This window comes from Mesobacillus selenatarsenatis SF-1 (assembly GCF_000813125.1).
Taxonomy (GTDB): Bacteria; Bacillota; Bacilli; order Bacillales; family Cytobacillaceae; genus Mesobacillus; species Mesobacillus selenatarsenatis.
The window spans coordinates 14,922-27,864 of the sequence record NZ_BASE01000120.1; the positions used below are offsets into that span (position 1 = coordinate 14,922).

The 12,943-nt window shown below is 44.8% G+C and carries 9 protein-coding genes; 2 read left to right on the top strand and 7 right to left on the bottom strand.

All coding sequences use genetic code 11. The features are described 5' to 3' along the window. Nucleotides 1-53: 53 nt before the first annotated feature. The 7 genes from TY49_RS21605 to TY49_RS21635 all read right to left on the bottom strand — a co-directional run bounded on the left by TY49_RS21605 (nucleotide 54) and on the right by TY49_RS21635 (nucleotide 10,813). Nucleotides 54-1,208, bottom strand: a complete 1,155-nt coding sequence (locus tag TY49_RS21605; protein WP_041967980.1) for a thiolase family protein — start codon at nucleotides 1,206-1,208, stop codon at nucleotides 54-56. Between the two features lie 34 nt (nucleotides 1,209-1,242). Further along, nucleotides 1,243-2,388: an acyl-CoA dehydrogenase family protein gene (locus TY49_RS21610; protein ID WP_041967981.1), complete on the bottom strand. Its 1,146-nt coding sequence runs from the start codon at nucleotides 2,386-2,388 to the stop codon at nucleotides 1,243-1,245. A 29-nt stretch (nucleotides 2,389-2,417) separates the two neighbouring features. Continuing rightward, the gene (locus tag TY49_RS21615; protein WP_041967982.1) at nucleotides 2,418-3,941 is read right to left on the bottom strand and encodes a class I adenylate-forming enzyme family protein; all 1,524 of its coding nucleotides are present in this window, start codon (nucleotides 3,939-3,941) and stop codon (nucleotides 2,418-2,420) included. A gap of 487 nt (nucleotides 3,942-4,428) precedes the next feature. Beyond that, nucleotides 4,429-6,477 (bottom strand): sigma-54-dependent Fis family transcriptional regulator, encoded by a 2,049-nt coding sequence (locus TY49_RS21620; protein ID WP_041967983.1) that lies wholly within the window; start codon nucleotides 6,475-6,477, stop codon nucleotides 4,429-4,431. Between the two features lie 123 nt (nucleotides 6,478-6,600). Next, complete coding sequence (locus TY49_RS24025) at nucleotides 6,601-8,430, bottom strand: LysM peptidoglycan-binding domain-containing protein (RefSeq protein WP_052442265.1); 1,830 nt, start codon at nucleotides 8,428-8,430, stop codon at nucleotides 6,601-6,603. Between the two features lie 131 nt (nucleotides 8,431-8,561). Then, nucleotides 8,562-9,329 carry a 3-hydroxyacyl-CoA dehydrogenase gene (locus TY49_RS21630; protein ID WP_041967984.1) on the bottom strand — a complete coding sequence of 256 codons (768 nt, stop codon included), beginning with the start codon at nucleotides 9,327-9,329 and terminating at the stop codon, nucleotides 8,562-8,564. 566 nt (nucleotides 9,330-9,895) lie between these two features. Further along, a complete protein-coding gene (locus TY49_RS21635; RefSeq protein WP_041967985.1) occupies nucleotides 9,896-10,813 on the bottom strand; it encodes a DMT family transporter in 918 nt (305 codons plus the stop codon). Between the two features lie 261 nt (nucleotides 10,814-11,074). Between TY49_RS21635 and TY49_RS21640 the strand changes: the two genes are divergently transcribed. Both TY49_RS21640 and TY49_RS21645 read left to right on the top strand, forming a co-directional pair. After that, nucleotides 11,075-11,974: a hypothetical protein gene (locus TY49_RS21640; protein WP_198135660.1), complete on the top strand. Its 900-nt coding sequence runs from the start codon at nucleotides 11,075-11,077 to the stop codon at nucleotides 11,972-11,974. A 19-nt stretch (nucleotides 11,975-11,993) separates the two neighbouring features. Further along, on the top strand, nucleotides 11,994-12,943 hold a 950-nt coding region (locus TY49_RS21645; RefSeq protein ID WP_041967987.1), incomplete at its 3' end, for a hypothetical protein.

The following is a 12,943-nucleotide window of genomic DNA, read 5'->3' on the forward strand; positions in this document are numbered from 1 at the left end:
GTTTATGCTTTACTGAGTTGTTGTATATAGTAGTCCCATGGGTGATCAATCTTTTAATCCAGACGTTCAATAATGGTTGCATTTGCCATGCCGTGCCCTTCGCACATCGTCTGCAGACCATAGCGGCCGCCGGTTCGCTCCAGTTCACTCATCATCGAAATCATCAGTCGGGCGCCGCTCGCTCCAAGAGGGTGGCCAAGTGCAATTGCACCGCCATTCGGATTGAGTTTTGCAGGGTCAGCTCCCGTTTCCTTCAGCCATGCCATCGGCACAGGTGCGAATGCTTCGTTCACCTCGAAGACATCAATATCCTCCAGTTTCAGACCGGCTTTTTTTAGAACTTTTTCCGTTGCCGGAATCGGTCCTGTCAGCATTAGTGTCGGATCCGAACCAACTACAACCCTGGTGTGAACCTTGAATCGCGGTTTCAAGCCCAACTCCTCGGCTTTTTCACGGTTCATCAAAAGCAGGACACCGGCTCCATCACTGATCTGGCTCGCATTCCCGGCATGGATGACACCATCCTCTTTAAAGACCGTTTTCAATCCGGCCAACACTTCAGCTGTCGTTCCTTCGCGCGGGCCTGAATCCTCCGTCAATAAAGTGGTTTCACCATTTTCGAGGGTGACCTCCAGCGGAATGATTTCTTTTTTGAAATAACCTTCCGCCTGTGCCTTCAGAGCACGGCGATGGCTTTCGGCAGAAAATTCATCAAGCTCCTGACGGGTAAAACCGTATTTCTCCGCGATCCGTTCTGCAGATAGTCCTTGATGAATCATCTCGTGTTGTTCTCTTAATTTAGGACTAAAAGGTTTGGCTTCCTGGTAATTAGAACCCATTGGAACACGAGTCATATTCTCAACGCCCCCGGCAATGACGACATCCATGTCCCCCGCCAGAATTGCCTGGGCAGCAAAATGGACAGCCTGCTGGCTTGACCCGCATTGACGGTCAATAGTCGTTCCCGGTACTTCAATCGGGAAGCCGGCTGTCAAAGCAGCTACCCTGGCAATATCCCCGGCTTGTTCACCTGATTGTGTCACACATCCGAGGATGACATCTTCAACAAGTCCTGCATCGATACCAGCGCGCTGCACAACCTCTTTCAGAACCCTCGCAGCCAACTCATCCGGCCTGATATCCTTCAATAAACCTTTTCTTCTGCCCACAGGAGTCCTGACAGCCTCCACGATTACAACTTCACGCATGTTTCATCTTCCTTTCTGTTAATCAAATCTATGTCTACAATCCCAAGTTTTTAGCAATGATGGTTTTCATGATTTCGTTTGTTCCGGCATAAATGCTGGCAACTGGGATATCACGGAATCTTCTCGCAATCTCGTATTCTTCCATGTATCCATATCCTCCATGGAGCTGCATACATTCCCCGGCGATTCTCTTCGCGCTGTCCGTGAGCTTCCACTTGGCCATCGATACTTTTGTGACAACTTCCTTGCCTTCGATATGCTCAGCAATCAGCTGATCGAGGAAAGCTCTGCCCATTTCAATTTCTGTTGCCATCTCGACAATCTTGAATTGCGTATTCTGAAACTTGCTGACCGGCTTGCCAAAGGCTTCACGGCTTTTTACATACTCGATTGTCTGCTTCAGCATGACCTCGGACGCTGTCTGTGCGGCAATCGCAACAAGGAGGCGTTCCTGCTGGAGCTTTTCCATTAAGTAAAGGAATCCCTTACCTTCTTCTCCAAGCAAATTCTCTTTAGGTACACGGCAATCTTCAAATATAAGCTCTGCAGTATCCTGACAGTGAAGCCCCACCTTATTCAGCTTTCTTCCACGTGAAAATCCTGGTGTATCCCGCTCAACGACAAGGAGGCTTACACCTTTATGCTTCGGGTTCGCTTTTGGATCGGTTTTGCAGGCTACGACAATCAAATCAGATTGGATGCCGTTCGTGATGAATGTTTTTTGCCCATTTAAAATATAGTGGTCATCATCAAGGATTGCCGTTGTCTGTATGTTCGCCAGGTCAGAACCCGTCCCAGGCTCTGTCATCGCAATTGCAGTAATGATTTCACCTGTCGCACATTTTGGGAGCCAGCGTTTTTTCTGCTCCTCAGTCCCGTAAGCCGTTATATAAGGAACCACAATGTCATTATGCAGTCCTACGCCAACCAGGCCTGATCCAACCCGCTCGAGCTCTTCGTTGATGACAACGGCAAATCCCCAGTCGACCTCGCTGCCGCCATACTCTTCATCAATGTCCGGGCAAAGATAACCCTGCTCGCCCATTTTCTCCCAGAAGGATCGCGGTATCATCCGCTCTTCCTCCCACTGGTCATAGAAAGGATATGCTTCTTTCTCTAAAAACTTCCTAAGTGACCTTCGGAAAATTTCATGGTCATCCGTTAAATAAGGGTGTTTCATTTTTGTATCTCCCCTTTTCTCTCAAACTATTAAAGCTTCACTTCATTCAGTTTCTGGCGAAGTTGGTATTTCAGTATTTTACCTGAAGCATTCCTTGGCAATGCCTCTTCGATAAATATCTTTCTCGGAACTTTGTATCCTGCAAGTTTTTGGCGGCAAAAACTCTTAAGCTCCTGCTCATCAACAATTGCATCCTGCTTTGGTACGATGACTGCGCAGACGGCTTCTCCCCAGACTTCATCCGGCAGACCGATGATTGCTGCTTCCAGTACGGCAGGGTGTTCATAAAGAACCTCTTCTACTTCAATTGAATACACATTTTCCCCGCCGGAAATGATCATGTCTTTTTTCCGATCGACCAGTGTGATATATCTGTTTTCATCGACCGTAGCCAGGTCACCGGTATACAGCCAGCCGTCCTTGATTGTTTTAGCCGTTTCTTCAGGCTTTTTATAGTATTCTTTCATAATAGACTCGCCTTTGATGATGAACTCACCGACTGCACCAGGCTTAATATCCTTACCTTCTTCATCCACCACTCTCGCTTCTGTCAGGAACGCGGCTTTTCCTCCCTTTCCAAGGTGGTGCCTGTGCCCTTCTGGACCGAGCAGAATGCCGCCAGGACCAGCCTCGGTCAGGCCGCATAGATTGTAAAATTGGTCAGTCTTGAAAAGCTCCATGCTCTTACGGACGAGTTCCGGAGCCATTGGTGCAGCGCCATAGCCGCATCTTTTAATTGAAGTAAGGTCGTAATCAGATGCATTCGGCACCTGCAGCATAAAGTTGTACATCGCCGGAACTCCAAAGAAGTGGGTGATTTTATGCTGTTGGATCGCTTGAAGCGTCGTAACCGGATGAAAGTCCCGATGGATGATATGAGTGGCCCCAAGGACTACGCCCGAAACCAGGAACAGATTTAGCTGTGCCGAATGGAATAGCGGGGCGATATGGAGGATTCTTTCCTCCTGGTTGATCCCCATGCTGATCATCATCGTCAGCCCGACATTGAACACTCGTTTATGATCAAACAAGGCCCCCTTTGGCCTGCCAGTCGTCCCGGATGTATACAAGATTTCCAGATCATCATCATCGCCTACATCAATTTGCGGATCATTCACATTTTCGGAAAGGACATTATTGAATGAATGATGTCCTACTGCTTTAGGGGTTCCAGTAGTGATGACATGCGCTGCATTTGTTCCTTCTCGTGCTGAAGTAATGATATCCTCGAACTCATCATCGCAAATCACCAACACAGTGCCGGACTGTTCGAGTATGTAATGGACCTCGGATGCTGTCAGGCGGAAATTCACCGGCACAATCACCGCACCGATTTTAGCACCTGCAAAAAAAGCAAATACAAACTGATCAGAGTTCTTCATCATCAAAGCAATTCTCTCGCCTTTACTAATTCCCAGGCTGAGCAGTCCATGGGCCAGCTTGTTCACTTCTTCATTAAATTGCTGGTACGTAAAGCTCCTGCCTTCACATTCTATTGCAAGCTTCTCTGGTGTTTTCCTGGCATTTTGCGCTAAATATGAGCCAATATCCATACTGAGCTTCCCCCCTGATTAAATTTGAAAACGCATTCATATTTTTATATGCAATAATTATGCCAATTTTCCAAAAATAATAAATGCAGTAAAATCAAGTAAGAGTCATTGATGGTGTTTATTGAAGTGTCCGGAAATTGGACACCTTGTTTGGACACTTTGATGGCGACTACTCATTTAAGTTCCAGACAAACAACCTGTTGAAAGGAAATTGGCTCATATCTAGTTTTATTAGTGGATTTTGCAACTTTATTGATTGATGTTCTGATTTTATTGAGGATATTCTAATCTTGTTGAGTGCGATACACAACATTAATTTTTTTATTGGCGGAGTTCACAAGTTTATTGGCGATATTCTAATTTTATTGGCGATATTCTAATTTTATTGGCGATATTCTAATTTTATTGGCGATAATTTGATTTTATTGGCGATTTTCAGGATTTATTGGCGAACTGGAAAAAACCACGTGTTTTTTCCAGTTCGAACCTAAACGCTCAGCTGGTATTTCTTTATTTTTTCATAAAGGCCTGATCGGCTAATGCCCAGCAGTCTTGCTGCCTTAGCCTTGTTTCCGTTCGTCTGGGAAAGAGCTTTTTTGATGGCTCCTAGCTCGGCATCCTCGGCAAGACTAATTTGTTCGGTAACCGGCCTGGATAGTTGCGATATTAGATAGTCTGGCAGGTCCTCAGCCTGAATTTTCCCATGCTCGGCAAAGGTCATTGCCCGCTCAAGGACATTCCTCAGTTCCCGCACATTGCCTGGCCACCCGTAGCGTAGGAGTGCGGTCATTGCCTGTGATGAGATACCCGTGATGCTCGTTCCCAACATCGAGTTCAATTCCCTCATTAAGCCAGTGATCAAATACTCGACATCTTGCACGCGATTCCTCAAGGGCGGAATATTCAACGATATGACATTCAGGCGATAGTATAGGTCCTCCCTGAACTCTCCCTGCTTTACCATCTCTTCCAGATTGCGGTTCGTCGCCGCGATAATACGGACATCGACCTTCACCCGGACATTTCCGCCCACTCTGTAAAACTCTCGCTCCTGCAGGACTCTCAGCAGTTTCGCCTGGAGGGAGAGTGACATATCACCGATTTCATCGAGAAAAAGCGTACCACCATTCGCCAGGTCAAACTTGCCGATCTTACCGCGTTGCTTTGCCCCTGTGAAGGCACCCTCTTCATATCCGAAAAACTCTGATTCGAGCAGGTCCTCTGGGATAGCGGCACAATTGACGACAACAAACTTGCCATCGCTCCTGGCACTGCTGTTATGGATGGCATGCGCGAACAATTCCTTCCCTGTCCCGCTTTCTCCTCTGACCAGTACTGTGGATCTTCCTTTCGCTGCTTTGGCGGCACTTTTCTTTAATTTTTCCATATAAGAATCTTTGCTTAATATATGATCCCACGTAAATCTTGCGGACTCTGATTTCTGCAGCTGCTGATGGTAAAAGCTTGCCTTGTTTTCCGCTTTTTGAAGTCTCTTGAACAGCTCGCTGACCTCATTCAACTGGCGGAACATCACTTTTCCAATCGCTCCGATTACCTTGCCATCCTTCTTGATTGGAATTCGATGGACAATATATCTTATTCCTTTCATTTCGTGAAAATCGCTGACTTCCGCCATTTCCGAACTAAATACATTGCCAAGCTTCAGTTGCGGAAGTACTTGATCAACTGGTTTATACAACACTTCTGTTTTTACTAGGTTAAACAGTTCGAGCAGCGGGGGGCTGACCATTGTGATCATGTTCTTTTCATCGGTCATCAGGATTCCATCATACGCATTCTCGAGCGTCGTCTCGATTGTCAGCTTCAGCTTTTTGACAGTCTCCAGTTCTTCTGCCATTTTTTCAAATTCGGAAATATCCTGGAACAACAGAATTTTTCCTTCTTCATGATTTACAGTTTCATAGGAAGAGATATGAAGAATCGATTTGAATTTTTCATAATGATGAGGCGTATTACCTTCATTCAGCAAGCCTGGAAAAATCTCGTCAAGCGCCCTGGACATTATTGAATCAATAGACCGGCCGCTGATTTTGGCAAAAGCTTCATTTGCATAAACTACCTGCATCCCGCCGTCAGTCATGAGTACCCCGATATTGGAGTGCTGCAGGATTGTTTCCAGCTGATCCTTGAGAGTATTCGCAGATTTCAAGAGAGCGCCCACCATGTCTGTCTTGGTCAGTAAACCGATGACCTTGTTTTGCTCATCCAGCACCACTCCTGTGCCAACCTTACTCGTTTTTACAATTTGCTCGATTTCCCGGTAAGGGGTATCAATCCGGATTGACCTTGCTTGCTTTTTTATGTATGGCTGGATTGGTGCATCCAGCGGACCGCCATCTAGAACCATCTGATAAAGTCCGCTCCGGGTAAAAACCCCCTGCAAATTTTGTTCTGCATCTGTCACCGGCAGCAGATTCCACTTCTTCTTTTTAAAAATTTCAAGCGCGTCTCGCAATGTTGTTTCAACCGTGACCTCGCAGTCGACAGGAGTCACAATATCCTTGAATTCAATCAATCATTTCCCTCCTCTAAACGAGAGATTTCTGAATATTATAACTTCAATTATATAGCACTGTTAGGTAAAGGTACACTTTTGGATGTAAAAAAACCTGCTCCTAAATGAGGAGCAGGCTCTGAACTAGCTTGGAATCGTAAGCTTTTGACCAATATACAAGTACTTGGCCGGGTCGAGATTATTCGCTTTTACGATTGCATCAATTGTCGTGCCATATTTGACACTGATTTTCCAAAGCGTGTCACCGCTCACAACTGTGTGGATGACAGGCTGGACAGCCGGCGGTTCCGGAGTTGTTGAAGTTGAAGATGGAATCGTAAGCTTTTGGCCGATATACAGGTACATAGCTGGGTCAAGATTGTTCGCTTTTACGATGGCGTCAATTGTTGTGCCATACTTTTGGGCAATCTTCCAGAGAGTATCACCTGATTGAACCGTATGGATAACAAGCTGTGCTGCTGGTTCAGGAGAAACAGTCGCCGGTACTTTTAGCTTTTGACCAACATACAAGTATTTATTTGGATCAAGGTTGTTCAGAGTAACAATTTCAGAAATTGTCGTGTTGAACTTGGCTGCAATTTTCCAAAGTGTGTCACCACTCACCACAGTGTATTCTGCAGTGTTTGGAACTGCCGGTGGCGCTGCTTCGACAACAAGCTCAACATCGCTTACATTTATTGTTCCTGACACACCTTCCTTTACAAGTACCTGATACTTTCCATTCTCGATTGTTTCAGTCATTAGCGGGAAGGTATCACCTTTTACAGCAGTATAGCCCTGGTCCATTGGATACACAGAAAGCTTTGCTGTTTCTGCAATCACCCTGACACGTTTTTCAGGCTGGAGTGCTTTAAACTCATAGCCGCCTTCAAACCGCACTGAGTCTGTAAAAGAGATATAGCCTGCACTCGTTCCTTCAATCACCATTACTTTAATATAATAGTTTCCGTTAACCGCTTTGCCTCCCATAAAGTCAGTTCCATCCCAAGCAAAAGTATGAGTTCCCGCCTGGAATGACTGCTCGGTAACAACATTTTTCATATGGGCGCCTGCGGCGTTCGCAATGTAAACTGAAACTTTTGCAGGCTCTGCTAATGTAAATTGACCTGTAACAGTGTCGTTAACACCGTCACCATCTGGGCTGATTGTTTCAGAAGTGAAGACAGCGTCCGTGATGACTTCCTTCATTCTCCACAACGGAATGTTATATTCGCCATCCTTGATAGTAATCGTTCCAGCTTTCTGGGCTGATTGTGTGGTGGCAGGATAGTTGTATGCTGTTTCAATATACTTGAAGTGAATCTCATAGGTTCCATCTTGAACCATTCTTCCACTTTTATCTGTTCCATTCCAGCTAACTGTATGGCTGCCAGGCAATAGCTTCATTTTACTGCCTGCAAAAACTTCGGCACCATTTTGCCAGATACTTAACTGGACTTCTGCTGGACGGTTCAAATTGAAAGGAATCAGAACTGTTGACGCTCCGCCGTATTTTGGAGCGAAGACAGCAGGATTGATTGAAACCTTGTCAATCAATGGCTTCGGATTAGCCTCCGCCACAACTGTCAGTTTGCCAAGTGGATAACCCTGCATCTGGTTGTACCCTTGGTCTGTCAAATAAGCCTTTAGCTGGTATTCTCCAGCTGGCAATGGAGTTTTCTTCGTATCATCCCATGGCACCCAGTCCACTTTATGGGTGGTTTTATAATCCATGGTAGAAAGGTTGATTTTTGTCTGGATACCATTGCCCACTGCTAAAATGTACCCGCGTGTTGGTTCACTTGTTTTCAGTTCAAAATTAACGTATCCAGGGACAGCGTTCCCTTGATATGCAACCGTCCCTGTCGACTGGCTGAAGGAAGTCACTTCCGCCATCGCAGATGCGAACTGCGGGAAGGAAGCCGCAGCTGCCAGGAATATAAGCATAAAAATTCTAATAAATTTCGTTGTCACTCTAGTTGTCCCTGCTCTCTCTTAAATTGTTATATTGCAAAAATATCATATTCGTTTTTGAGAATTTCAACAACGCTTAAATTTTTCCACAAAAAACCCTTTCATCATTATGAGAAAGGGCTTGCGCTTAATTATTTCGGCTGCATGCGGATGGCTCCATCAAGACGGATTGTTTCGCCATTCAGCATAGGGTTTGTCAGGATGCTTTCAGCAAGCTGGGCGTATTCCTCTGGATAACCGAGCCGTTGCGGGAATGGCACCATTTTACCAAGCGAGTCCCTTGCTTCTTCAGGCAGCGAGTCGAACATCGGCGTATGGAAAAGTCCTGGTGCGATGGTCATGACCCTGATTCCATATGCAGCAAGCTCCCTTGCAATCGGCAGTGTCATACCGACAACACCGCCCTTTGAAGCACTGTAGGCAGCCTGCCCGATTTGGCCGTCAAAGGCGGCAACAGATGCTGTATTAATGATGATCCCCCGCTCGCCGAATTCATTAGCTTCGTTTTTTGACATCTGCTCTGAAGCTAGCCTGATGACATTAAAGGTTCCGATCAAGTTGATGGAGATTACTTTTGAAAACATGTCCAAGGAATGGACACCTTTTCGAGATAACAGCTTACCCGCTACCCCAATCCCAGCGCAGTTAACAACCGTGTTAATTGATCCGAATGATTCAATCGCTTTACTAATAGCATTCGATACTTCTTCCTCGCTCGTTACATCTGTTTTAATTAATACTGCTTGTTCCCCAAGTTCTTTTACGAGAGCATCGCCGCGTTCTACTGATAAGTCAAGAATCGCAGCCTTACCCCCTTGCTCTACAATTCTCCTGACAGTTGCTTCCCCTAAACCAGACGCCCCACCTGTAACAATCGCTCTAACTTCACTCATTTTCATTTTATTTGACCTCCACTTTTATAAAATTGGTAGTTTTATATAAAGCAAGAATCGTGCCAGGTCTGTTTAGAATTAGGCTCTGTTAAACTAGACTGTTGATTTTCGTTCCAGGCGCTTCGCTTTCCGCAGGGCTGGCGATGAGCCTCCTCGTCGCTTCGCTCCTGCGGGGTCTCATCTGACCAGCTAAGCCCGCAGGAGTCTACGCGCCTTCCACTACAATCAACAGGGCTATAAAACAACAATGGGCTTTAACAGAGCCTAGCATTAAAATCAAGAGATTATGAGAAAGAAGTGTCCAGTCTCAGGACACTTTCATGGATAAATGGACACTTGGAAACTTCCGTCCAGCCAACCTGTGTCTTGTGGAAATTTTCCACTTGATTGAAAGCTTTATCCCCGTTTGGTTGGTTTTTATCCCAGTTGAATCAAATTTAATCTCCTTTGGTTCGAATTTAGTCCACATTGAAGCTGATTTATTCCCCGTTGGACCTCAATATCATTTTAATACCAGTTAGGTTTTTTTAGCTAAAAAAAGCAGAGCCGAAGCCCTGCATCTAATTTCAATATTAAGCTGCGTTCCGTTTTATCTTGTTTCTCAGTACCAGTTCCTCAAGTGCTCCTGAGCCGAATATGACACCTGAAACGATGAAAATCAATCCCAGCAGATGAGAAGATGTAATATGCTCCCCGAGGAAGATGGCTGCGAACATAATTGACAGGAATGTATTCAAGTTCAGGAAAATGGATGCTTCCGCTGGTCCAGCTTTTCCGATTGCGTAATTGTAGAGCATGTGCCCTACTGCGGTGGCGAAGATCGCTGATGCGAAAAACACGCTCCATACCCCAATCGAAGCACTTCCTAAGCTTGTCAATCCATTTGGCTCCTTCCACAGTCCGATGAAAAACATCAGGATTGAACCGAAGATCAGCATATATCCCGTTAGCAGACGCGGGTCGAGAGTTTTTGCTGCTTTGGAGATTATAATGAAGCTGATCGCCTGTGAAAGTATGGAAAGAAATACATAAAAGTCGCCAATCGACATGCCTGAAACTCCAGCACTTCCTGCCATCACAGTCAATGAGACGCCAATCCCTCCGAAGATAAAACCGAGTGTCCGTATGAATGTCAGCCGTTTCCCCAGGAATAAAATCGCCATCAATGCAGTCAGCAATGGTCCCATACCGAGGATCAGTCCACCGTTAACCGCGGATGTCACTTTTAAACCAATACCAAGGAACAAATGGTGGCCAGTCACATTAAGGATTGAGCCGCCGAATATATATATCCACTCTTTCCTGGATGGCAGCCTTACTTTTTTCAAGAAAAATAGAATGATAAACACTGTGACTCCAGCCGTGAAGACGCGGAGCGAAGTGATGGTGATTGGCGGGAAATTCCCTACTATAATTTTTAGAGCCGTTACATTCATTCCCCACAAAAACATGACGCCTGTAAGGATTAAATAGATTCGAAGATTTTTCATGTTGTTTCCTTCTTTCGTTTAAACGGTTAAAGCATAACTAACATTCTACTCCTTTTTTATAAAAGGGCAAGTAAGAATAATTCCATTAATTTTCCACTCTAAATAATATGTACCAAAAAGAAAGGTAAATCGTAGCGGGCCTTTACACATCTTTTTATATAGCCTGGTAGGTTAAAAGAACGGTTTGTTATAAAGTTCTTCAAAAACCGACAAAAAGAGGTTTAAAAACCAGAATGCTATTTCGGAAGATAGAATACCGCTTTGGAAGGAGGTGAAAGAATGCACTTCCGACAACTGATCATTACTGGCTTTATTGCTGGTGCAGCTATGTTGGTACCTGACATCGCTTTTGCTGAAAAAGGGTCAAATGCCGGAATTCCTCAAAAGCCTGTGGCGGCTGAACAAGTTACTCTGCCCGATAAGGCTGAGAATGCAAAGACTTCTGAAAAAACTCCAGCAGAACCTGCTGTAAAAAACACTTCGGTGCAGAAGCCTGTCGTTCAAAAATCAGCTCAGGCAAAACCCAAAGAGAAGCCTGCAGATGCCGTGAAATCAAATGGGAAGGCTCCATCACTCAAGAAAAATGAGAAACCGGCCCTGCCTAAAAAGGCTAAGGCATTGATCAACGAGAAGTCAAAACAGGTAAAACATAAACCAAAGCATAGCGATAAACCTAGCAATAAAGATGCTTTAAAATCCATACATAATAAGGGAGATTACGTAAAAGAACCAAAGCGTAGATCACCTGGGTTAAAGGAAAAGGTTGAGCCAGCCCGAGATTATGCAGAGACGCCGTCAAATGTTAAAAGAACGGCCAAAGCGGAAATCAAAAAAACACCTCCAGTTGAAAACGATGAACACGATTCATCCCAACAGGAGAGGTTTCCAAAGGGAGATAACCTTCCTAATCCTCCTTCACGCACAAAGGCTTCAGGGGGGCCGTCAAGTGACAGGACAAGTTATGGAACCACGAGCATATTCTTTAGCGATAAGTGGTTTGTTTGGGAAGAATCATTTAATTTAAATCTCCTACAGCCTTATACATCGCGAGTTGCTGTTTTTCAAAGCCAATGGGTCAACGCCCCGCCATCACCGCCACCGCTCAAAGCTCCTGCTTTTTTACCGTATACCGACCAAGTAGCCACGGATAACGTTAAATAAAAGGGAGCGAATTATTAAAATGAATAATTATATTAATGGAACTAAAGTTGTGAAGTCTTTTATGTTAGCTGGAGTATTGTCAATCGGAGTACTGACTGGAGGTCAATTCACTCAAGCTGCAGGACCTGAAAAAGTTAAGGTTGAACAATCTCACACAGTGAAACCAGCAAAGGCTCAAAATGCTAAAAAAGCTGATGTAAAAGCAAAACCGGCTGTTCCAGCAAAGCCTGCTGCCAAGCCTCAGGTAAAAGCACCAAAAGCAGAAGCTAAGGAAAAAGCAACGAAATCACAGGCAAGCACTCATGCAAGTGAAACGGCTAAAAAGCACGCAGCACCAAACGCAGCAGTTCATTCAACTGTTCAACAAGCACCTGCTGAGGAAGTTCCAACTGAAGAAGTTGTGACTCAGGAGCCTGTTGTTGAAGAAGTTGTTGAAGCAGAGCCAGTTGTAACTGATGACATAGAGAAAGATGCTGAATCGGAAGAAACGGCTGAGCTTGAAGAAAACACAGCAACAAAACAAGAAGATGAAGAAGCTGAGCTTGACGCTGACACTGAGATGAAAAAGGAAGATGAAGAAGAGGAAAAATCTGATGAGGATTCTGAAGACATCGACCTTGATGCAGATGCAACTGTAAAAACTGAAGAAGAAGATGAAAATGACTCTGATTCTGAAGACATCGATCTTGATACAGATGCAACAGTGAAAACTGAAGAAGAAGAAGACGAAGAAGACGAAGAAGAAGATACAGAAGAAGACGTTACTGAAGATACAGTGAACACTTCTGCTGTTAACAAAGCTAATTCAAAAGCTTTCAACGCAAGTGAAACAGCTAAACTGAATGCTAACGAAAATTCCGCTGTTGCTTTGTCTGTTGAAGTGACTGAAGATGAAGTAACTGAAGAAGATGTTACTGAAGAAGACGCTACTGAAGAAGACGCTACTGAAGAAGACGTTACTGAAGAAGA